The organism is Streptococcus mitis SK564, from assembly GCF_000148525.1.
Classification (GTDB): Bacteria; Bacillota; Bacilli; order Lactobacillales; family Streptococcaceae; genus Streptococcus; species Streptococcus mitis_H.
The window spans coordinates 52,011-71,920 of sequence record NZ_AEDU01000007.1 but is presented as its reverse complement, the minus strand read 5'-3'; the positions used below and the strand labels follow the sequence as shown (position 1 = coordinate 71,920).

At 42.0% G+C, this 19,910-nt stretch carries 23 protein-coding genes, 2 pseudogenes and 1 other annotated feature; of the genes and pseudogenes, 3 read left to right on the top strand and 22 right to left on the bottom strand.

Going from position 1 to position 19,910, the window contains the following annotated elements; translation table 11 throughout:
- Nucleotides 1-53: 53 nt before the first annotated feature.
- The 16 genes and pseudogenes from SMSK564_RS05040 to SMSK564_RS04965 form a co-directional block, all read right to left on the bottom strand.
- A complete protein-coding gene (locus SMSK564_RS05040) occupies nucleotides 54-269 on the bottom strand; it encodes a YozE family protein (RefSeq protein WP_001232084.1) in 216 nt (71 codons plus the stop codon).
- An 8-nt stretch (nucleotides 270-277) separates the two neighbouring features.
- Nucleotides 278-1,132, bottom strand: a complete 855-nt coding sequence (gene cvfB, locus SMSK564_RS05035) for an RNA-binding virulence regulatory protein CvfB (protein WP_001095435.1) — start codon at nucleotides 1,130-1,132, stop codon at nucleotides 278-280.
- A gap of 59 nt (nucleotides 1,133-1,191) precedes the next feature.
- Nucleotides 1,192-1,749, bottom strand: coding sequence for a ribosome recycling factor (gene frr / locus SMSK564_RS05030; RefSeq protein ID WP_001262225.1), 558 nt, complete (start codon nucleotides 1,747-1,749; stop codon nucleotides 1,192-1,194).
- A gap of 8 nt (nucleotides 1,750-1,757) precedes the next feature.
- Complete coding sequence (gene pyrH, locus SMSK564_RS05025; RefSeq protein WP_000002996.1) at nucleotides 1,758-2,495, bottom strand: UMP kinase; 738 nt, start codon at nucleotides 2,493-2,495, stop codon at nucleotides 1,758-1,760.
- Between the two features lie 83 nt (nucleotides 2,496-2,578).
- Entirely contained in the window at nucleotides 2,579-3,913 is a 1,335-nt protein-coding gene (gene trmFO / locus SMSK564_RS05020) for a methylenetetrahydrofolate--tRNA-(uracil(54)-C(5))-methyltransferase (FADH(2)-oxidizing) TrmFO (protein ID WP_000083709.1), read from the bottom strand.
- A gap of 333 nt (nucleotides 3,914-4,246) precedes the next feature.
- On the bottom strand, nucleotides 4,247-5,125 hold the full coding sequence (rsmI, locus tag SMSK564_RS05015) for a 16S rRNA (cytidine(1402)-2'-O)-methyltransferase (protein ID WP_001166887.1): 879 nt from the start codon (nucleotides 5,123-5,125) through the stop codon (nucleotides 4,247-4,249).
- A 2-nt stretch (nucleotides 5,126-5,127) separates the two neighbouring features.
- On the bottom strand, nucleotides 5,128-5,445 hold the full coding sequence (yabA, locus tag SMSK564_RS05010; RefSeq protein WP_000358228.1) for a DNA replication initiation control protein YabA: 318 nt from the start codon (nucleotides 5,443-5,445) through the stop codon (nucleotides 5,128-5,130).
- 39 nt (nucleotides 5,446-5,484) lie between these two features.
- Nucleotides 5,485-6,375, bottom strand: a complete 891-nt coding sequence (locus tag SMSK564_RS05005) for a DNA polymerase III subunit delta' (RefSeq protein WP_000806727.1) — start codon at nucleotides 6,373-6,375, stop codon at nucleotides 5,485-5,487.
- Nucleotides 6,372-7,010, bottom strand: coding sequence for a dTMP kinase (gene tmk / locus SMSK564_RS05000; protein WP_000021953.1), 639 nt, complete (start codon nucleotides 7,008-7,010; stop codon nucleotides 6,372-6,374). The genes SMSK564_RS05005 and tmk overlap by 4 nt, the downstream gene beginning before the upstream one ends.
- 113 nt (nucleotides 7,011-7,123) lie before the next feature.
- Nucleotides 7,124-7,921: a pyrroline-5-carboxylate reductase gene (gene proC / locus SMSK564_RS04995; RefSeq protein WP_000689670.1), complete on the bottom strand. Its 798-nt coding sequence runs from the start codon at nucleotides 7,919-7,921 to the stop codon at nucleotides 7,124-7,126.
- A gap of 3 nt (nucleotides 7,922-7,924) precedes the next feature.
- Complete coding sequence (locus SMSK564_RS04990; RefSeq protein WP_000255280.1) at nucleotides 7,925-9,187, bottom strand: glutamate-5-semialdehyde dehydrogenase; 1,263 nt, start codon at nucleotides 9,185-9,187, stop codon at nucleotides 7,925-7,927.
- Between the two features lie 9 nt (nucleotides 9,188-9,196).
- Nucleotides 9,197-10,306 carry a glutamate 5-kinase gene (gene proB / locus SMSK564_RS04985; protein WP_000875757.1) on the bottom strand — a complete coding sequence of 370 codons (1,110 nt, stop codon included), beginning with the start codon at nucleotides 10,304-10,306 and terminating at the stop codon, nucleotides 9,197-9,199.
- 100 nt (nucleotides 10,307-10,406) lie between these two features.
- Nucleotides 10,407-12,302, bottom strand: a pseudogene (locus tag SMSK564_RS04980) (MBL fold metallo-hydrolase).
- Between the two features lie 2 nt (nucleotides 12,303-12,304).
- Nucleotides 12,305-13,192: an RluA family pseudouridine synthase gene (locus SMSK564_RS04975; RefSeq protein ID WP_000403206.1), complete on the bottom strand. Its 888-nt coding sequence runs from the start codon at nucleotides 13,190-13,192 to the stop codon at nucleotides 12,305-12,307.
- Nucleotides 13,182-13,643 carry a signal peptidase II gene (gene lspA, locus SMSK564_RS04970; RefSeq protein WP_000745686.1) on the bottom strand — a complete coding sequence of 154 codons (462 nt, stop codon included), beginning with the start codon at nucleotides 13,641-13,643 and terminating at the stop codon, nucleotides 13,182-13,184. The genes SMSK564_RS04975 and lspA overlap by 11 nt, the downstream gene beginning before the upstream one ends.
- Nucleotides 13,640-14,548, bottom strand: coding sequence for a LysR family transcriptional regulator (locus SMSK564_RS04965; protein WP_001025697.1), 909 nt, complete (start codon nucleotides 14,546-14,548; stop codon nucleotides 13,640-13,642). The genes lspA and SMSK564_RS04965 overlap by 4 nt, the downstream gene beginning before the upstream one ends.
- On the opposite strand from SMSK564_RS04965, the pseudogene SMSK564_RS13590 reads away from it, so the two are divergent.
- Nucleotides 14,541-14,612 (top strand): annotated as a pseudogene (locus SMSK564_RS13590) (AraC family transcriptional regulator); the annotation flags it as partial. The gene SMSK564_RS04965 and the pseudogene SMSK564_RS13590 sit on opposite strands and share 8 nt — an antisense overlap.
- 165 nt (nucleotides 14,613-14,777) lie before the next feature.
- On the opposite strand, the gene rpmA reads toward SMSK564_RS13590, so the two are convergent.
- The 4 genes from rpmA to SMSK564_RS04945 all read right to left on the bottom strand — a co-directional run bounded on the left by rpmA (nucleotide 14,778) and on the right by SMSK564_RS04945 (nucleotide 16,624).
- Nucleotides 14,778-15,071 carry a 50S ribosomal protein L27 gene (rpmA, locus tag SMSK564_RS04960; protein ID WP_000916509.1) on the bottom strand — a complete coding sequence of 98 codons (294 nt, stop codon included), beginning with the start codon at nucleotides 15,069-15,071 and terminating at the stop codon, nucleotides 14,778-14,780.
- Nucleotides 15,072-15,087: 16 nt separating this feature from the next.
- On the bottom strand, nucleotides 15,088-15,432 hold the full coding sequence (locus tag SMSK564_RS04955; protein ID WP_000613694.1) for a ribosomal-processing cysteine protease Prp: 345 nt from the start codon (nucleotides 15,430-15,432) through the stop codon (nucleotides 15,088-15,090).
- 15 nt (nucleotides 15,433-15,447) lie between these two features.
- Nucleotides 15,448-15,762: a 50S ribosomal protein L21 gene (gene rplU / locus SMSK564_RS04950; RefSeq protein ID WP_000109141.1), complete on the bottom strand. Its 315-nt coding sequence runs from the start codon at nucleotides 15,760-15,762 to the stop codon at nucleotides 15,448-15,450.
- A 36-nt stretch (nucleotides 15,763-15,798) separates the two neighbouring features.
- Nucleotides 15,799-15,873 (bottom strand) — a sequence feature (ribosomal protein L21 leader region).
- Nucleotides 15,874-15,931: 58 nt separating this feature from the next.
- Nucleotides 15,932-16,624, bottom strand: coding sequence for a YoaK family protein (locus SMSK564_RS04945; protein WP_001238353.1), 693 nt, complete (start codon nucleotides 16,622-16,624; stop codon nucleotides 15,932-15,934).
- Nucleotides 16,625-16,777: 153 nt separating this feature from the next.
- Between SMSK564_RS04945 and SMSK564_RS04940 the strand changes: the two genes are divergently transcribed.
- Together SMSK564_RS04940 and SMSK564_RS04935 are read left to right on the top strand one after the other, a co-directional pair.
- Nucleotides 16,778-17,755: a Gfo/Idh/MocA family protein gene (locus SMSK564_RS04940; RefSeq protein WP_000915915.1), complete on the top strand. Its 978-nt coding sequence runs from the start codon at nucleotides 16,778-16,780 to the stop codon at nucleotides 17,753-17,755.
- Nucleotides 17,752-18,834, top strand: a complete 1,083-nt coding sequence (locus tag SMSK564_RS04935; RefSeq protein ID WP_000791757.1) for a DEAD/DEAH box helicase — start codon at nucleotides 17,752-17,754, stop codon at nucleotides 18,832-18,834. Before SMSK564_RS04940 ends, SMSK564_RS04935 begins: the two co-directional genes overlap by 4 nt.
- On the opposite strand, the gene SMSK564_RS0102055 is transcribed toward SMSK564_RS04935, so the two are convergent.
- Entirely contained in the window at nucleotides 18,827-19,105 is a 279-nt protein-coding gene (locus tag SMSK564_RS0102055; RefSeq protein WP_000252212.1) for a hypothetical protein, read from the bottom strand. The genes SMSK564_RS04935 and SMSK564_RS0102055 overlap by 8 nt on opposite strands.
- Nucleotides 19,106-19,264: 159 nt before the next feature.
- Nucleotides 19,265-19,729 carry an IS200/IS605 family transposase gene (gene tnpA, locus SMSK564_RS04930; protein ID WP_000057428.1) on the bottom strand — a complete coding sequence of 155 codons (465 nt, stop codon included), beginning with the start codon at nucleotides 19,727-19,729 and terminating at the stop codon, nucleotides 19,265-19,267.
- Nucleotides 19,730-19,910 lie beyond the last annotated feature (181 nt).

Here is a 19,910-nt window from a genome sequence, read left to right as displayed (position 1 = left end):
TTTATTATAGCAAAGGGGCGGAGAAATTACTAGCCCAAACCCAGTGAATCATACTAGTGTTCTAAGTATTCTTGCCAGATGGCGTCAAAGTCTCCTAGGTTAAAAGAGAAACTGGCATGCTCCTCTAAAAAGCGACTCACCTCATCAAAATCATCTGTGTGTTTTGGGAAGGCTGACTCCTCAAAAGCGAGGTCTGCCAAGATAGCTTTAGGACTATTACTTTTAGGATTGCGCTCAGTCATGAGCCAAGTGTAAAATGATTTTCTCATATGCCACCCTAAATCAACTCTGTCCCAAACTGGTCTTGCTTGATTTTGCCAGCCTTCATCAAGCCACCAAGTGCCTTTTTAAACTGACCTTTAGAAATACCAAAGGTAGCCTTGATGTCGTCTGGAGATGACTTATCATTTAAGGTCATGAAACCGCCATTGCTTTCCAAGTAGGTTAAAATCATCTGAGCATCATTTTCCAACATCTCAAAAGAACGTGGTTTAAGGGAAAGGTTCAAGGTACGGTCCACTTCACGGAACCCAATAACACGCGCATCTAAGACTTGCCCCAAACGTGGCTCTGCATAGCGCTCGCTAGGATGGATAAAGCCAAGCATGTTATTTTCTGGTAGGTAGACAAAAGTTCCTGACAACTTGAGACGGTAAACAATGGCTGGCCAGTTTTGGTTCTGCATGTTGTTGTAGGCAGGACGAGCTAGACGTTGAAAGTCTTCTTGATAAGCCAAGAGGCCCCAGATACGATCTTTCTTGTCCACTTCGAGGCGAATATAGAGTTGGTCGCCCTTCTTAGGCCAGAGTTCCTTGAGTTCAGGGAGAATATCGAGTGACACAACGATTTCCTTGTCAGGAAGTCCTGTATCCACAAAGACACCCAAGTCTTTACGAACTTCCGTTACAGTTCCCCAACCAAATTGGTCCTGAGTGGCAGTCACTTCTATGGTTGTCAGGCGGAGTTTTTGCTTCATATCCGTGTAGGCAAAACCTTTGACCGTATCCCCTACTGTATGTTGACCTTCTTCCTTAGCAAGAGCATAGGTTTGACCATCCTTTTGCACAAAGTAAAAACGGTCGTTTTCATCGATGATCAGTCCAACGATAAAACTTGCAAGATTTGTATTCATATTTCCTTCTTTCGAATAAAACTCAGCCAGCAATGCCAACTGAGTTTTTCTGTTTATTTTTAGACTTCCAAAAGTTCTTTTTCTTTGTTGGCAGTCATGTCATCGATGTGTTTAACAGCATCGTCTGTTACTTTTTGAATGTCTTTTTCAAGAGTCTTCAGTTCGTCTTCAGTGATTTCTTTTGCTTTTTCTTGTTTCTTAGCTTCGTCCATAGCATCACGACGGATATTGCGGACAGCCACTTTAGCATTTTCTCCGACCTTCTTCACTTCTTTAGCAAGGTCACGACGGGTTTCTTCTGTGAGAGCAGGGATAACCAAACGAATAACAGAACCATCGTTAGCTGGTGTGATACCAAGATCAGAGGCATTCAAGGCACGTTCGATGTCTTTCAATGAAGACTTGTCAAATGGTGTCACCAACAAAACACGCGCTTCTGGAATCGTAATTGAAGCGATTTGGTTAAGAGGAGTTTCGACTCCATAGTATTCTACATGTACACGGTCAAGCAAACTTGCATTGGCACGGCCTGCACGGATACCACCAAATTCACGAGCAAGTGATTGGTGAGACTGGGTCATTCTCTCTTTAGCTTTTTCAATAATTGCGTTAGCCATAATCTTTCTTATTCCTTTTCTTCGATATTATTTGAAACTGTTGTTCCGATATTTTCACCAAATACGACACGTTTGATGTTGCCTGGTTGGTTCATGTTAAAGACAACCAAGTCAATGTCGTTATCCATTGAGAGGGTTGAAGCTGTTGAGTCCATGATACGAAGACCTTTATTGATAACGTCACGGTGGGTCAATTCTTCAAACTTAACGGCTGTCTTGTCTTTCTTAGGATCGGCATTGTAAACACCATCTACGCCATTTTTAGCCATAAGGATGGCATCCGCTTCGATTTCAGCCGCACGAAGGGCCGCTGTTGTATCTGTTGAGAAGTAAGGTGAACCAATTCCGGCACCAAAGATAACGATACGGCCTTTTTCAAGATGACGAAGGGCACGTCCACGTACGTAAGGCTCTGCCACTTGTTGCATGGCAATAGCTGTTTGTACACGCGTATCGACACCAACTTGTTGCAATGAATCTGCCATCACAAGAGCATTCATAACAGTCCCAAGCATTCCTGTGTAATCTGCCTGAACGCGGTCCATACCTGCTTCTGCTGCAGGTTCTCCACGCCAGAGATTTCCTCCACCAATAACAAGGGCAATTTCGATACCTAAGCTATGAACTTCTTGAATCTCTTTTGCGATTGTTTGAACTGTTTGGATATCAATCCCTACGCCACGTTCTCCGGCAAGGGCTTCACCTGATAACTTGATTAAAATACGTTTATACTTGGGATTCGCCATTTTCACTCTCCTTCTTTTATCCTACCTATTTTATCACAATTTCTAAGATTTTTATAGTATCATGAGCAATTCTTTCAAAAAAATTAGACAGTCAAAAATTCCTCTAAGTCAGAAAGAGCACGCTCTGCAATTTTTTCATAACGAGCCTTCTTATCACGAATACGCTCGCCTTCCAACTCCTTGATGATTCCAAAATTGACATTCATTGGTTGGAAATGTTTGCTGTCAGCATGGGTGATGTAATGAGCTAAGCTTCCAATCGCTGTTGTTTCTGGGAAAATAGCCTCGCTTTCTCCCTTGAAGAGACGAGCCGCGTTAATTCCCGCAACTAAGCCTGACGCTGCGGACTCAACATAGCCTTCCACACCCGTCATCTGACCAGCAAAGAAGAGATTTGGTTGTTTCTTAGAACGGTAAGTCTGTTCAAGAAGATTTGGTGAATCCATATAAGAATTGCGGTGCATAACACCATAACGAACAAACTCAGCATTTTCAAGACCTGGAATCATTTGGAAGACACGCTTTTGTTCTCCCCATTTGAGGTGGGTCTGGAAACCGACGATATTGTAGAGGCTACCAGCTGCATTGTCCTGACGCAGTTGCACAACCGCATAAGGTGTTTTGAATTCTCCATCACGAGGTCCTGTGTAGTCGTCCGGATACTCAAGCCCCACTGGTTTCATAGGGCCATAAAGCATGGTTTTAATACCTCGTTTGGCCATGACTTCGATAGGCATACAGCCTTCAAAATACTTTTCTTTTTCGAAAGAATTAAGCGGAGCTTCTTCCGCATTGACCAAGGCTTCATGGAAATCCATAAACTCCTGCTTGGTCATGGGAGCGTTGAGATAGGCCGCTTCTCCCTTATCATAACGAGATTTGAGATAAACCTTGCTCATATCGATAGTATTGACATCGATAATAGGCGCTGCCGCATCGTAGAAATAGAAGCCATCGCCGTCATTAAGGGCATGAATCTTTTCAGCCAAGGCATCGCTAGTCAAAGGACCAGTAGCGACAACCGTAATAACATCTGTCGGCAATTCTGTAATTTCATCACGAACCACTTCAATCAAAGGGTGGTTGGCCACTTTCTCAGTTACCATCTGAGAGAAACCATCTCGGTCCACCGCAAGCGCACCACCTGCAGGAACACGTGTAGCCTCAGCAGATTCCAAAATAACAGAACCCAAGCGACGCATTTCTTCCTTGAGAAGACCAACTGCATTTGTCAGAGCATCTCCACGAAGAGAATTAGAACAAACTAACTCTGCAAAATTGTCTGTTTTGTGTTGAGGTGTTGACTTGACACCACGCATTTCATAAAGTTTAACTGGAATACCACGTTCTGCAATTTGGTAGGCTGCTTCAGAACCTGCCAAACCAGCACCGATAACATTGATATAAGATTGAGACACGACACTAATACCTCTTTGGGAGTGTAAAGACAAGCTTCACATTGAAAAAGCCAACCGAACTTTCCTCGCTTTCGAATTTCCTGGCTCAGGCTGAAAAAGTCCACAGGACTTTCCTCGCTTTCGAGTTTCTTGGCTCAGACTGAAAAAGTCTACAGGACTTTCCTCGCTTTCGAATTTCTTGGCTCAGGCTGAAAAAGCCAACCGAACTTACTCGCTTCCGAGTTTCTTGGCTCAGGCTGAAAAAGTACCCCGGACTTTTTCACTCCCACAAATCTTTCTAATTTTTTCTTCTACTAGTATAACAAAAAAAGGGAAGAAGGCAAACTTCCCTGTTTAGTCATTTTCTTGATTTTCTTCCCAATCGTGGTAGGCAGCGTAGAGTTGGCTTTTATTCCACTGGTAAATCTTAGCTACTTCCTTGATAGCTTGATTTTTCTTCATACCTTGCTGGATGCGGGCTTGGATTTCTAAGAACAAGTCCTCCTCGCCCTTTTCCTCCACATCCTGGCTGGCACCTTCAACAATGAGAAGGCATTCGCCCTTGAGTGGCGTTTCAGCAATGCTTTCTAATAGCTCAGAAATGGTACCTCTTTGGTATTCTTCATAGATTTTGGTCAATTCCCTGACCAAGACCACCGAGCGGTCACCGTAGACTTCTAGCATATTTTCCAACGTATCTGCCACACGATGAGGCGATTCATAGAAAATTTGAGTTTCAGGATAATCTTTTTTTGAGTCGAAAAATTGCTTTTGCTGGCCTGATTTTCTCGGTAAAAAGCCGTAAAAGATATGCGGCTGCGGTGCTAAACCACTGGCAATCAAGGCAGAAATTCCTGCAGAGGCACCTGGAACAGTGACAACTGCAATTTCTTCCTCAATCGCTACTTTGACCAAATCATGTCCAGGGTCCGAGATGCTAGGTAGACCTGCATCGGATACCTGAGCAATACTTTGTCCTGCTTTCAGGAAACCAATCAAATCAGGAATTTTTTCCTTGGCATTGTGCTCATGAAAACTAATCTGCTTGGTGGAAATATCAAAATGCTTGAGCAAAAGACCAGTATTGCGCGTGTCCTCAGCAGCAATCCAGTCCACTTCTTTCAAGGTCTGAATAGCTCGAAAGGTCATATCATCTAGATTGCCAATCGGCGTTGCCACTAGATACAGCTTACCATAGGGAGACTGCCCCTTAAAACTTTTTTGAATCTGCATGCCTACTCCCTGTATAACAACTCATCACAGAACATACATTCTTCGTCCTGCTCCCGACGTTGTCCATAAAAATCATTACAAACGTGAAATCCATCACGGTAAATGCGACGGACACTTTCGCGAACATGTTTAGCCTTGACGGGAGCATCTGCTTCCACCTCACCCAAGCGTTCGCGCAACTTAGAATTTTCCAAGCGAAGAGCTGTATTTTCCTCTACCAGGCTCTTGAGATTTTTCTTGATGGCTTCCACGTCGGCCAAGGTCACCAATAACTGTTGAGAAAAATCATCCAGCGCGTCAAATAATTCTTTTTTGTCCATAAAACAGCCCTTTCCTTTCTTTATCATTCATTTTTTAGTTTATATTTCTTTCAAGACCAGATATTCCATGGCATTTTGAAAGCTGACATTAGCTTGCCACATTTTTCTAGCTTCTAGCAAATCTTGTAGAATCACTCTTACTCTTGCTTGTAGGATATCTTGCCCACAGAGGACTTCAAGAATCCGTAAAATCTGATCTTGTTTTTCCTTGTCATCTGCCAAACTAGCTAATTTGGCAACTTGAAGATAACTTTCTTTTTTCTTAGCTACTGACCAAGTCAGCAGGCGTTCACTTTCATCGACCAGAGTCCAAAAACTTGCCTGATTGGCCAACTTTTCTGCTTCAGCTCGTGATTGACTAAACTGAGCTAGGAGAGTCGCTTTTTTCTTAACCAACCCCATTTGTTCTAAGAGCAAGATGAGCTTCTCTTCTTGCTTTTTAAAGTGAAAAATTTGCGTTCGACTACGGATGGTCGGCAACATCTTTTCCTCATCGCTAGTCAAGAAGAAAATATAAACCTCACTCTGGGGTTCTTCGATGACCTTGAGCAGAGAATTGGCTGCGTTAGGATGCATTTTCTCAGCTTGCTCGATAATAAAGACCTGTTGTTGGCTTTCAATCCCTGCTTGGGAAAACTGCCCCACCAATTCTCGAATGCGTTCTGTCTTGATGACCTGATTGACTGGCTTAATCAAGGTAACATCGGGAAATTCTCCCTGTTCAATCAGCTTACAATTTCGGCATTTCTCACATGGTAAAACACCTACTTTATCTGTACAAAAGAGGCTCTTAGCTAAAAATTGCGCCATTTCCAAGCTTCCAAAGAAACCTGAAAAGAGGTAGGCATGATTGAGCTGGTCTTGTTCTAGGATACGGACAAAGCGGTCAAACTGATCTGGCTGCCAAGCCTTTAGTTGATCTTGTTTCATCTTGTCAAGCCCATTCTGTCAAACAAGACAGCCTTGGTAGTTTCCACAACCTGCTCCAAAGGGAGACTAGCATCAATCTTGACAATGCGATTTCCTTCTTTGTCCAGAAGAGAAAGGTAACCTTGACGGACTTTTTTATGCAAGTCCAACCCTTCCAAGTCCAAACGATTGACCTCGCGGTCACTATTAGCAGCAATGCGAGCCAGTCCTTCTTCCACCTCGATGTCAAAATAGAGTGTCAAATCGGGTTTAAGGCCATCTGTCGCAAAGTGATTGAGCCAATCAATGGCGTCAATATCCAAGCCACGACCAAATCCCTGATAGGCAACGGAACTATCAATGAAACGATCCATAATGACCAACTTACCAGCTTCAAGTGCTGGAAGAACTTTTTCCACCAAGTGCTGTCTGCGACTAGCAATATAAAGAAGCAACTCTGTCTTCGCATCCATCTGAGTATGACTTGGATCCAAAATTACTTCCCGAATCTTCTCTCCAATCAAGACTCCGCCAGGTTCACGGGTCGTCAGCACCTCTACTCCTTTTTCCTCTAAAATTGGTAGCAGAGCCTCTAAAACACTGGTCTTTCCTGCTCCCTCTGGTCCCTCAAGAGAGACTAAAAATCCTATTGACATGTCTAACTCATTTCTTTTTTACTACTTCTATTCTATCAAAAAAATAGGGGTTTGTGACAATCTTTTTGTCTTCTCATTTCAACCACCATAAAAGAGGCAGACACATCCACCTCTTATTTACCTAATTCTTGTGTTCGTCTATATGCTTGACCAACTGCATCCATGACCGTTCCTCGAAAAGCATGCGCTTCTAGGCTTGCTACACCAGCGATAGTCGAACCACCTGGGCTACAAACTTGATCTTTTAAGACCCCAGGATGTTGCTGACTTTCAAGGACCAATTGCCCAGCTCCTACCACAGTTTGTGCTGCCATTTTTAAAGCTATTTCTCGTGGCAATCCTGTCTGAACACCTGCATCTGCCAAGGCCTCAATAAAGAGATAGACAAAAGCCGGTCCACAGCCTGCAAGACCTGTCGCTGCGTCGATTAAGCCTTCTCCTAGTTCAACCAAGAGACCAGCCTTAGTTAAAAGCTGACAAAAGAGCTCACTGTCCTCAACCCTGCAATTAGGAGACAAGGCATAGCTAATCACTCCTTGACCGATAGAAGCAGGAGTATTTGGCATCATACGAATAATTCTGTGTTGATTTGGGATAAGACTTGCTAGTTTTTCTAAAGTCAATCCAGCTGCCATGGAAATCAAAAGAAGACTCTCTCGTTTTTCAAGAATGGTCTGACATTGAGAAAGCAAGTCTGAGAACTGGGCTGGTTTAACACCTAGAAAAATCACATCTGCTTCTGCAAAGATTTCGTCATTGGTGGAAGCCTGACCACCAAAGTCTGCAATGAAAGCATCTACCTTAGCTTGACTACGATTGGCAAGGAGAATCTGAGCACCCGTCTTGGCCTGCAAAACAGCCTTGGCCAAACTAGCTCCCATATTCCCCAAACCGATAAATCCAATCTTCATCTCTTACTCCCTTATCTGCCCATCACCAGCAACCACATACTTGTAGCTGGTCAACTCTTTCAAGCCCATTGGACCACGCGCGTGCAATTTCTGAGTAGAAATCCCCATTTCACAACCAAGACCAAATTGACCTCCATCGGTGAAACGAGTTGAGGCATTGACATAAACCGCTGCAGAGTCCACCTGATCTGTAAAGTATGCTGCAGCTTCAGCATTTTCCGTCACAATAGCATCCGAATGATGGGTACTGTGGGCTTCAATATGGGCAATCGCTTCTTCTAAACTGCTCACGACCTTAACTGCTAAGATATAGTCTAAAAACTCGGTGTCAAAGTCTTGGGTTTCAGCTGCTTGACCTGAAAGAAACTGACTTGCTTTTTCATCCAAGCGGAATTGAATTGGTTCCAACCCAGCTTCTTTACGCTCTGCAACTAGAACTTGCTCCAAGCGAGGAAGGAAGCTTGCTGCTTTGTCTTCATGAACAAGTAGAACCTCCATGGCATTGCAGACAGAAGGACGACTGGTTTTGGCATTGTTGATGATAGACAGAGCCTTGTCTTCATCTGCATCCTTATCAACATAGACATGGACAATCCCAGTCCCCGTCTCAATAACAGGTACGATAGCATTCTCAACCACTGCATTGATCAAACCAGCTCCTCCACGAGGGATGAGAAGGTCTAGATAGCCCTTTGCCTTCATCATAGCATAGCTGCTTTCTCGGCTGGTATCTTCCACCAGCTGAATCACATCTGGATGAATGGTAGTCGTCTCCAAGCCCTTTTTCAAGGCTGTGACAATAGCATGAGCTGTTTGATAGGCATCCTTCCCACTACGAAGAACAACCGCATTCCCACTCTTGAGAGCCAAAGCAGCCGCGTCAGACGTCACATTTGGACGACTTTCATAGATGATACCAATAACTCCCATAGCTACACGTTTCTTTGTGATAAACAAACCATTTTCAAGCTGATTGGTTTCTAAAACTTCACCGATTGGATCTGGTAAAGCAATCATTTCACGAATCCCAGTTGCCATCGCTTCTATACGACTTGCATCCAAATAAAGACGATCCAGCATCACATCTGAGATTTTACCCTTGGTCGCTTCCATATCGAGGGCATTAGCCGCTAAAATCTCCTCTGTAGCAGCCACTAAGTGATCAGCCATGGCTAGCAAGGCTTGGTTTTTCACCTCTTCACTAGCTGTGTTGATCGATTTTTTAACAGCCTGTACCTGTTCAAATTGTTCTTGTGTACTTACCATAGTTTACCTCTAAAATTCTGTAAAGAGTAGTTGGATTTCAGGCGTAATGGAAATCCAGTCATCACGGTGAATCAAGACACCCTTGGCTTTTTGAGAACGCAACATATCCTCCAAAGCAGATGCCCCAAATTGCACGCGCCCTTTTCCAAGTGATTTTCCACTTTCCTTGTCAAATACTGTCACGATATCACCGTAAGAAAAGGCGCCTTCTGCTTCAACAACACCAGATAAAAGGAGACTCTTGCCATGTTGAGAGAGAGCTTCTGCAGCCCCTTTATCAACCCAAATAGAACCTTGACTCTGAGCATAAAAGGCCAGCCATTGTTTTTGGGTACGAAGTCCCTTCTCTTGCGCAACAAAGTAGGAACCATCCTTGGTCTCCTCAGCCGCCTCAATCATGGCATCTGCCTTCAAGGATGAGCAGATATAAACAGGAACACCCGATTCTGTCGCAATAGTTGCAGCCTTGATTTTTGTTAGCATGCCCCCAGTTCCATTTGACGAGCCAGCTCCACCAGCCATATCAATAATCTCACGATTAATGGTCTCGATTCGTTCCAAGCGCTTAGCTGTTGGATCTGAATTAGGATTTCCAGTATAGAGACCGTCCACATCTGTCAAGAGAACCAAAAGGTCTGCTTGGACCATGGCCGCTACCTGGGCACTAAGAGTGTCATTGTCACCCACCTTGAGCTCATCAATAACAACACTATCATTCTCATTAATGATAGGAATCGCCCCACGGCTAAGTAGAACTGACAAAGCTTGATGGGCATTTTTATAACGACGCTTATCCACAAAGTCGTCCTGGGTCAGCAAGATTTGTGCAGAAACGATTTGGCGCAAGAGAAGATTGGTCGTGTATTCTTCCAACAAAAGTCCTTGCCCTACCGCTGCTGAAGCCTGTTTATCAGCAATCTTAGTCGGACGCTTTTTAAATCCTAAGGCTCCAAAACCTGCAGCAATGGCACCTGAAGACACCAAAATCAATTCATGACCAGCCTCGTGCAGCATAGCCAACTGCTGGGTAATACCCTTTACCTTACTACGTGATAAACTTCCATCCTCATTTGTCAGAGAAGAAGTTCCCACCTTAAAGACAATCCGTTTGTATTTCATAGTCTCACTCCGATTCTTCATATTTATCCATTATAACATGAATAACAGGAAATAGAAAAGAGTTGATAGGAAAAAGAAGGCTCTAAAACCTTCTTTTTTACTACTGTTCTGATTTCGATTTGTTTGCACTCGTTTCAGAGCTTTGCGAAATTACTGAAGTCAAATCTTGACTAGTTGAAGAACTTGTAACACTTTCGTTCTGAGTCGTTACTTTATTTTCAAGATCTTTTTTCACTACTTCACTGGATTCTTTTGTTTCTAAATTACTTGTAACTTTAGTTGTAGCAGTTTTCTCTACTGGAACATCCACTAACCAGGCACCATTTGAATCAACAGTATAGCCTTCTGGTGTCTTACCATTCACAAGTAATTGACCATTTTCTTTCAAGAAGTACCATTTATCCTTGTCTTTGATCCAACCCACAGCTCGTGAACCGTCTGTCTTGTAGAAATACCAATCGTTTGCCTTTTTAAGCCAACCTTGCTTCATAGCTCCTGAATCTTCTAGATAGTAATGATGACCAGCAACTTCTATCTCACCTGTCTTCATGATACCAGTAGAATCCATATAGTACCAGGTTTCTTTATCTTTTACCCAACCCGTTTTCATTTCCCCTGATTGAGCAAAGTAATACCATTGCCCCTTATATTGAAGCCAACCTGTCTTCATAGAGCCGTCAAAATCCAAATAATACCACTGTTCTTTATCTTGAATCCAACCAGTTTCCATCTGGTTTTCTTTGTTAAAATAATACCAGATTCCAGCGATTTTCTTCCAATTTTTTGCAGCAGCACCAGAGTCTGTCAAATAAAACCAACGATTGTTCCATTTTTTCCATTGATTATATAACAGGATTCCCCTCTGATTAAAATAATACCATTCACCTTCGATTTCATTCCAACCGACAGCATACTCTCCTGTAGAATCAGGTGCTTGATACCACCAGTTTCCATAAGCACTCTTATGCCAGCCAGCTTGAAAACTTGGAATCGGCTTGTAGGAGGTTGAAATATTGACAAATCCGTCTTGTCGAATATCAAAAACTGTCGCATCATAGTCTTTGCTGGCTGCGTTTATATGTTGAATTCCCATTGATTCAAGCCAGCTAATATATTCCCTATTTATTTCTTGACCGCTATCATACGAACCAATTGGTGAGGAAGAAGTTTGAACAATTATCTCAGGAGACAAATTTCTTATAAAACTTTTTGTATTAGAATTCTTTGTATCTAAATGATGATTAAACTTCATCAAATCAACTTTTCCAATAAGAGGACCATACTTGTCTTCTGCTCCATGAACATTATCTAAGTCGCCTCCAAGGTAAATTTTCTTGCCATTGACTTTCACCACGCTAATCAAGGAATTGGAATTGTCATCCCAAATTTTCTTTAATTCACCTGATGAATCGGTTTCATTTTCATAGTTATAGAGCTGAATATCCATGTCCCCAAACTGAAAATGAGCATCTCCTTGTGTGATGTTTTGAATAACTGAAACACCTTTTTCAGCAGCAGTCTGTAAAACCTTATCATAGCCATACAGATTATCCCAAAGACGTTCAGGCTTAGTAATACGATTATCACTATATTTCTTAAGATAGACTCGGTCAACTGGATAGGTAGACAGTAATTCATCAACATTTCCAATATGATCGCTGTGGGTATGGGTAACCAAAATAAAATCAAGCTTTTGGACACCCAATTCCTTCAAATGACGAAAAACACGGTCTGTCAGAACATGCTTATAAGTGGTATTGATACCCTGTCTCCATGGATAACGAGAATCACTTCCATCTGGGAAATCATAATCTTCTCCTGTATCCACCATGGCAAAATGTCCATTGCTTTCAAGAATAATCGCATCACTTCCACCTTCATGAACATTTATAAAGTGGATTTTATTTCCTGAACTTTATTGAGCTTGAACATTCCCATACCATGATAAACTTAAAAAAGTGCCTGCAAGTGCTAAACTAATCAATTTCTTTTTCATTGTTACTTTCTCAATTTCTCTAATGTTTCCTTAAATATCTCTGGGATATCTGCTGTAAATTCCAAGGTCTCACCTGTTCTCGGATGAGTAAAACCCAGAGTCTTGGCATGAAGAAATTGCCCATGCCCTTTCAGAGTCTTGCGTGGTCCATAGACTTCATCACCAGCAACTGGATGGCCAATATAAGCCATGTGGACACGGATTTGATGGGTACGCCCTGTCTCCAGCTGCAACTCTACCAAGCTATAATCACCAAAGCGTTCCAAGACGTGGAAACGGGTCACTGCAGGCTTTCCTTTAGCAGTCACAGCCTGTTTCTTACGGTCTTTTTCACTCCGGCCAATCGGCGCTTCAATCACACCACGATCATTGGGTAGATTTCCATGAACAATCGCCCAATATTTTCGGAGAGACTTTTTATCCTTGAGTTCTTGGGCAAGTGCTAGATGGGCCTCATCATTTTTAGCTATCATAAGAAGACCTGACGTGTCCTTGTCAATACGGTGAACAATTCCCGGACGCAGAACCCCGTTGATACCAGACAAGTCCTTAATATGATACATGAGGGCATTTACTAGGGTTCCACTGGTATGACCAGCACTCGGATGCACCACCATCCCCTGAGGTTTGTTAACGACGGCCACATCCTCATCTTGGTAGATGATCTCTAGCGGAATATCCTCAGCCACATACTCTAAGACCTCTGGTTCTGGCACATGGTAAGTGACGACATCACCCTCTTGGACAGTGTATTTAGCTTTCTTGACTTGGTCATTGACCAAGACCTGACCTGATTTGATTTGTTCATTCGCGAGACTGCGTGATAATTCAGTCAAATCCGACAAAGCCTTATCTAAACGCAGGCCACCAGTTTCAATTTTAATTTCCATTTATTTCCTCTTTTAGCATTGCAATCAATAAAATAATCACTCCAACAGTCAGATAGCTATCTGCCACATTGAAAATTGCAAAATTGATAAAGTCCAAGTGAAACATATCCACAACAAAGCCCTGACTTACCCTGTCAATAAAGTTTCCAAGACCACCTGCGATAATCAAGGTCAAACCCAAGACCATCCAGAATGAGTCCTCCATGTGTTTATGTAGATACCAAATGGCACCTACCACGACAACCAGGGTAATGACAGCGAATAACAACTGCTGATCTTGTAAGATAGAAAAGGCTGCACCTCGATTTTGCAGGTAGGTCAAACTAACGAAATTGGGAATCCAAGAGCGTACTTCACCCAGTGGAATCTGCTGGACGATATAGGATTTTACCAACTGATCAAGCCCAATCAAAAGTAGTACAATGACTGCCACTATTCCTCTTTTTTTCATGATTTCCTCTTCTGATTAAAATATTCTTGCATGACTTCTACAAAGAGAGTCCCAGCTTGACTCAGCTCCACTTCTTCACGTTTTACATAGACCATGCGATTATCTAGGTTATCCTTGAGACGAATGACTGTAATCCCATTGACACTGTCACTATCTAAAAATCCGGAACCTGTTGCATAAGCGTCCGTCCGCTCCAAAATACCATTCAAAGTAGCACGGTCTGTCACATTGAACATCTGCGAGCTCGCACTGGTATCAACAAAGTTCTCTGAATAATAAAGGTACTCATCTTTCTCTTGAGTGAAACGAACCGTTGGTAGATCAGCTAAATCCTCCATAACCAATTCCTCTTTCTGAGCCAAAGGATGCCCCTCGCGGAGATAAATGTGGGTATGGAAGGAAATCAATTCAATGACCTCCAGACCTAGCTTTTCAACCCGTTGCATAATACCTTTTTTATTTTGATTGTTGAGGTAGATAATCCCAATCTCACTATGCCCTTGCGCTACTTCATCTAAAATTTGAACAGTAGTTGATTCAAAAATACGAAAGTTCTTATAATCAGGATAGCGCTCTGAAAAGGCCGTAATGGTTGGTGGCAAGAAGTCATAGTGCTGACTAGCAATGGAAAATTCATCCTTTTCTTCCTCAGGATTGGCATACTGATTTTGAAAAATATCAAATCCTTTAACCAATTCTTGCGCTTTTTCATAAAATTCCATACCACGACGAGTCAAGAAAGTCCCTGAGCTGGTCCGACGGAAAATCTTAAAGCCCAACTCTTTTTCCAAATCACGAACAGAAATAGACAGACTCGGCTGACTAACATACATCTTTTCAGCAGCTTCACGGAAAGTACCGCTATTGGCAATAGCCACAACATAGCGTAATTGTTGAATGTTCATCTTCTACCCCCAACTTCTTTATCTTTTCATTATACCATATTTTAGAAGTTTTCCATCGAAGAAAAATAATGTCACTCATAAAATTCATCTACACTAAGAACGAAAAAATCATGGGTATCAAAATAAAAAATAGGCTCTCCGAAAACTCGGAAAGCCTTATTTAATGCCACTTCTAGCTTCCTCGCCTTTATATTTCAAGGCTCGGGATAAAAAGGTTCACTGGACCTTTTTATTTAGCGATTGGGTAAACAGAAACTTGTTTTTTATCGCGTCCTTTACGTTCAAAGCGTACTACGCCTTCAACTTTAGCGAACAAAGTATCATCTCCACCACGTCCAACGTTTACACCTGGGTAGATGTGTGTACCACGTTGACGGTAAAGGATTGATCCACCTGTTACAGTTTGTCCGTCAGCTGCTTTAGCTCCAAGACGTTTTGCTTGTGAATCACGTCCGTTTGATGTAGAACCTCCACCTTTTTTGTGGGCGAAAAGTTGCAAGTTGTTAAGAGTCATTTTTAACATAATGTTTTCCTCCGTGTTAGTTTTCTGTGATAACTCTGGTTTGGACGAACTCTGAAGAGTTCTCCGATAAGTTTGCCATACCCAAGAAAAATGATTCAAAGAATAACTGGGTCATTTCTCTCTGGTGTGAAGGAAGATCTTTTGGAATTTCAACCATCAGATAGCCACCTTCATCTTCGTTTAATTCTAGGATTGGTTCATAGCCTGCAAATTTCTCAATAGAATTGATAAAGTTAATGGCAAGCGTAGAAACCGATGCACACACGACATCAAAGCCGTATTCGCCACTCTCGGCGTGTCCAGTAATTTCCGCACTCCTCAGCTCGCCATCTTCGGCTCTCTCAAAGACTGCTTGTATCATGTGTTCTCCTTAAAATTAAGCGTTAATTGCGTTGATGACAACTTTTGTATATGGTTGACGGTGACCTTGTTTACGGTGGCTACCTTTTTTAGGTTTGTACTTGTAAGTAACAACTTTCTTTTGTTTTCCTTGTTTTTCAACAGTTCCAACTACAGTAGCTCCAGCAACAAGTGGAGTTCCGACAACAGTGTTTTCACCACCAACAAGAACAACTTCGTTAAAAGTAACTTCTTGACCAGCTTCAACGTTCAATTTTTCAACGTAAACTGCTTGACCAACTTCAACTTTAACTTGTTTTCCGCCAGTTTTGATAATTGCGTATGTGCTCATTATGCACCTCCTATGATTTTTATGGGTTTCCCCGAATTTTTTGTGAAGACTCGCCTAGCATCGTGGGACGAACCTCTTAGAGCAACGATGTTCGTGCGGTTGCACAGGAACGTGCATAGTCAACTCTTAAAGTATAGCATATCTCCTATTTTCTTACAAGTAATAACACCTAAAATGAAGCTTTTTCTTTTACTTTTTTCCGCCACGAGGCAAAAAGCATGCTGAGGTAAAAAATACTCATCATAATAGGAACACCAAGAATAGTCTTTTCATTATAGAAAATCGTCAAATAGGCTGAAAAGACAACGCCAAGTACAAAACTACTAAGCAGGCTTACAAAGATAATCCCTTCACGTAAAAATGGTGTGTGCTTGGTTCGGAAATAATCTCCAAAAGCCAGCATGGTTCGTTTGATATTCCCTGTCATAAAAGCGTTATTATAGGCAATACCCGACACTTCTCCAAAAGCAGTTGTCACCAATCCCATACAGAAGGCCAAGGGCGGTACTAGATAGATATTATCTACAGTTTGTGGCACAGAACCAATAATGATTGATAAGATTGCCAAAGGAATCAGTGACAGAATAGGCTTTTTCACAATTCTCAATTTTTCCTTATAAACAGTTAATAAAAAGACCCCCATCATAAAAGCTAGCAATGTCATTACTTTGGCACTGGCATCTGACACATTGTGTTGAATCAGACCTACTGAAAGAAAGACTACATTCCCAGTTTGTCCAGCGACAAGAGTGTTCCCTCGCACAATAAAAGTATAGGCGTCTACATATCCTGCACAAAAAGTCAAAAAAAGCGCTAGCCTCTTAGACTGACGTGATATTTTTCTTATAGGCAATAACCTCATTTTCCCTCCTATTTCATTTACTCATCTTATTATTGTACCACTTTCTTTGGAAAAGACCTAGTAGCTTATTTGAAATTTTTTACCCTCTGTTGGATAGTCACGTCTATCTATGTTATAATGAAAGAAGGATTTGAAATCGGAAAAGGAGTATCTATGCTTAAATTAGGTGTCATCGGCACTGGCGCTATCAGCCATCGCTTTATAGAGGCAGCCCATGCCAGTGGAAAATACCAGCTGGTCGCAGTCTATTCTAGAAAACTAGAAACTGCGGCAACCTTTGCTTCTCGCTACCAGAATATCCAACTCTTTGATCAAGTAGAGGACTTCTTCAAGAGCTCCTTTGATGTGGTCTATATTGCTAGCCCAAACTCCTTGCATTTTGCTCAGGCAAAAGCTGCATTGTCTGCAAGTAAACATGTCATTCTTGAAAAGCCAGCCGTCACTCAGCCACAAGAATGGCTAGATTTGATTCACACAGCTGAGAAAAATCACTGTTTTATATTCGAAGCGGCACGGAACTACCATGAAAAAGCTTTCACTATCATCAAAAACTTTTTAGCAGACAAACAAATTTTGGGAGCAGATTTCAACTATGCCAAGTATTCTTCCAAAATGCCTAACTTATTGGCTGGGGAAACACCAAATGTCTTCTCAGATCGTTTTGCTGGCGGTGCTCTCATGGATTTGGGGATTTATCCTCTCTACGCTGCCGTTCGTCTTTTTGGGAAAGCTGAGGACGCGACCTATCAAGGACAACAGCTTGACAATAGCATGGACCTAAATGGAGACGGTATCCTCTTCTACCCAGACTTTCAAGTTCATATCAAGGCTGGGAAAAACATCACTTCCAATCTTCCTTGCGAGATTTATACGACAGATGGAACCCTGACGCTCAACACAATTGAGCATGTTCGCTCAGCTATTTTTACCGACCACCAAGGAAATCAAATCCAGCTCCCTATCCAACAAGCTCCCCATACGATGACTGAGGAAGTCGATGCATTTGCACACATGATCCAGCAACCAGATCTGAATCTCTACCAAACTTGGCTGGAAGATGCAAGTTCTGTTCATGAACTACTATTTACCATGCGCCAGACTGCTGGCATTAGATTTGAGGCAGAAAAATGAAAAACAAACTACCGACTGAATGGCAAGAACTGAGTGACCAACTCGGTTTCCAAGAATTCACCCCCATTCAAACTCAACTATTTGAGCCCCTTCTTGCTGGAGAAAACCTCCTAGGAGTGAGCTCAACAGGAACTGGTAAGACCCTAGCTTACCTTCTACCAAGTCTTCTCAGACTACAAAAGAAAAAAGCCCAACAACTCTTGATTCTAGCACCAAATACAGAGCTTGCTGGACAGATTTTTGATGTATGTAAAACGTGGGCTGAAGCTATCGGCTTAACTGCCCAACTCTTCTTATCAGGTTCGAGTCAGAAACGCCAGATTGAACGCCTAAAAAAAGGACCAGAAATTCTGATTGGAACCCCTGGCCGTATCTTTGAACTAATTAAATTGAAAAAAATCAAGATGATGAATGTGGAAACCATCATTCTAGATGAATTTGACCAATTGCTAGATGATTCTCAGATACACTTTGTCGAGAAAATTACTCACTACGCACCTCGTGACCACCAACTTGTCTATATGAGTGCGACAACCAAGTTTGACCAAAAGAAGATTGCGCCTAACACATGTACCATTGATCTTTCTGACCAAAAATTGGACAACATCCAGCACTTCTACATGCAGGTAGATCAACGTCACCGAGTGGATATACTACGAAAACTGGCTCATGTAGAGGATTTCCGTGGTCTGGTCTTCTTTAACAGCCTATCAGACCTTGGAAGTTCAGAAGAAAAACTACAGTATCGGGATATCTTGGCTGTTTCCCTTGCTAGTGATGTCAATGTCAAATTTAGAAAAGTCATCTTAGAAAAGTTTAAAGACAAGCAACTAACCCTGCTTCTTGCAACTGACCTTTTGGCTCGTGGAATTGATATCGATAGCCTAGAATGCGTCGTAAACTTTGATGTTCCTAGAGATATTGAAACCTACACTCACCGTGCTGGCCGTACTGGCCGTATGGGCAAGGAAGGTTATGTTATCACTCTCGTAACCCATCCTGAAGAACTCAAAAAACTTAAGAAGTTTGCAAGTGTCCGTGAAATTGTCTTGAAAAACCAAGAACTCTATATCAAATAATCCCCATTGCTCTATGCACATCAGATGTATAGAGCTTTTTTATAAGCAATTCAATTTTATACTCTTCGAAAATCTCTTCAAACCGCGTCAGCTTCGCCTTGCGGTATATATGATTACTGACTTCGTCAGTCTTATCTACAACCTCAAAAACATGTTTTGAGCTGACTTCGTCAGTTCTATCTGCAACCTCAAAACAGTGTTTTGAGCATCCTTCGGCTAGCTTCCTAGTTTGCTCTTTGGTTTTCGAAGAGTATAAGTCTCTACGGACCAACCATTATCCTGTAGAAAATCATGACCACCCGTCAAACGGGTGGTTTGTCCCAGGGCTATAAGCCCAAATTACCAGCCAGCGCCTAAAGACGCTGGCTTTCACTTTGTTCAAGCCTTATTGCTCTTGACTCGTCACTTGCCTCTCAAAGAGGCTTTAGTATTACTTACCACTATCTCTAAAGGGATTCTCATATTCTTTTACACTTAATTTATCTAGTGCTATATCATGCTTTTCCTGTTCTTGAATATATTTCTTAATTGTGGCTTCATTGAGTCCCACCGTACTTACATAATAACCTTCCGCCCAGAAATGCCGATTCCCAAACTTGTACTTGAGGTTGGCGTGTTTATCAAACATCATGAGTGAACTTCTTCCTTTTAAATAGCCCATGAAACTCGAAATACTTATCCTTGGTGGAATACTTACTAACATATGTACATGGTCTGGCATTAAGTGACCCTCGATAATTTCAACTCCTTTATAACTACACAAACGATGAAATATTTCTCCTAAACTACTTCGATATTGATTATAGATAACTTTTCGTCTATACTTAGGGGTGAACACAATGTGATACTTACAGTGCCACTTTGTGTGCGATAAACTATGAGCCTTTTGTGCCATATTTTTCTCCTTTCGCTTTACAATTGGCTTGAACACCTTTATTGTATCGCGTTCGGAGTTTTTTTGGTATAACCTTCGACGCACACACGCATAGCGGGTGGTTTTTTTGTCTCGCACCTAACCGAGCGAGACGGACTAATAGTCACATAAAAAAGAACCTTGCAAAGCAAGATTCTTTTAG

Bases quoted from the DNA above. Each gene is read 5' to 3' on its own strand.
- SMSK564_RS05040 (WP_001232084.1), bottom strand. From the start codon at position 269: ATGAGAAAATCATTTTACACTTGGCTCATGACTGAGCGCAATCCTAAA.
- cvfB (WP_001095435.1), bottom strand. From the start codon at position 1,132: ATGAATACAAATCTTGCAAGTTTTATCGTTGGACTGATCATCGATGAA.
- frr (WP_001262225.1), bottom strand. From the start codon at position 1,749: ATGGCTAACGCAATTATTGAAAAAGCTAAAGAGAGAATGACCCAGTCT.
- pyrH (WP_000002996.1), bottom strand. From the start codon at position 2,495: ATGGCGAATCCCAAGTATAAACGTATTTTAATCAAGTTATCAGGTGAA.
- rsmI (WP_001166887.1), bottom strand. From the start codon at position 5,125: ATGCAGATTCAAAAAAGTTTTAAGGGGCAGTCTCCCTATGGTAAGCTG.
- yabA (WP_000358228.1), bottom strand. From the start codon at position 5,445: ATGGACAAAAAAGAATTATTTGACGCGCTGGATGATTTTTCTCAACAG.
- SMSK564_RS05005 (WP_000806727.1), bottom strand. From the start codon at position 6,375: ATGAAACAAGATCAACTAAAGGCTTGGCAGCCAGATCAGTTTGACCGC.
- tmk (WP_000021953.1), bottom strand. From the start codon at position 7,010: ATGTCAATAGGATTTTTAGTCTCTCTTGAGGGACCAGAGGGAGCAGGA.
- proC (WP_000689670.1), bottom strand. From the start codon at position 7,921: ATGAAGATTGGATTTATCGGTTTGGGGAATATGGGAGCTAGTTTGGCC.
- SMSK564_RS04990 (WP_000255280.1), bottom strand. From the start codon at position 9,187: ATGGTAAGTACACAAGAACAATTTGAACAGGTACAGGCTGTTAAAAAA.
- proB (WP_000875757.1), bottom strand. From the start codon at position 10,306: ATGAAATACAAACGGATTGTCTTTAAGGTGGGAACTTCTTCTCTGACA.
- SMSK564_RS04975 (WP_000403206.1), bottom strand. From the start codon at position 13,192: ATGGAAATTAAAATTGAAACTGGTGGCCTGCGTTTAGATAAGGCTTTG.
- lspA (WP_000745686.1), bottom strand. From the start codon at position 13,643: ATGAAAAAAAGAGGAATAGTGGCAGTCATTGTACTACTTTTGATTGGG.
- SMSK564_RS04965 (WP_001025697.1), bottom strand. From the start codon at position 14,548: ATGAACATTCAACAATTACGCTATGTTGTGGCTATTGCCAATAGCGGT.
- rpmA (WP_000916509.1), bottom strand. From the start codon at position 15,071: ATGTTAAAAATGACTCTTAACAACTTGCAACTTTTCGCCCACAAAAAA.
- SMSK564_RS04955 (WP_000613694.1), bottom strand. From the start codon at position 15,432: ATGATACAAGCAGTCTTTGAGAGAGCCGAAGATGGCGAGCTGAGGAGT.
- rplU (WP_000109141.1), bottom strand. From the start codon at position 15,762: ATGAGCACATACGCAATTATCAAAACTGGCGGAAAACAAGTTAAAGTT.
- SMSK564_RS04945 (WP_001238353.1), bottom strand. From the start codon at position 16,624: ATGAGGTTATTGCCTATAAGAAAAATATCACGTCAGTCTAAGAGGCTA.
- SMSK564_RS04940 (WP_000915915.1), top strand. From the start codon at position 16,778: ATGCTTAAATTAGGTGTCATCGGCACTGGCGCTATCAGCCATCGCTTT.
- SMSK564_RS04935 (WP_000791757.1), top strand. From the start codon at position 17,752: ATGAAAAACAAACTACCGACTGAATGGCAAGAACTGAGTGACCAACTC.
- tnpA (WP_000057428.1), bottom strand. From the start codon at position 19,729: ATGGCACAAAAGGCTCATAGTTTATCGCACACAAAGTGGCACTGTAAG.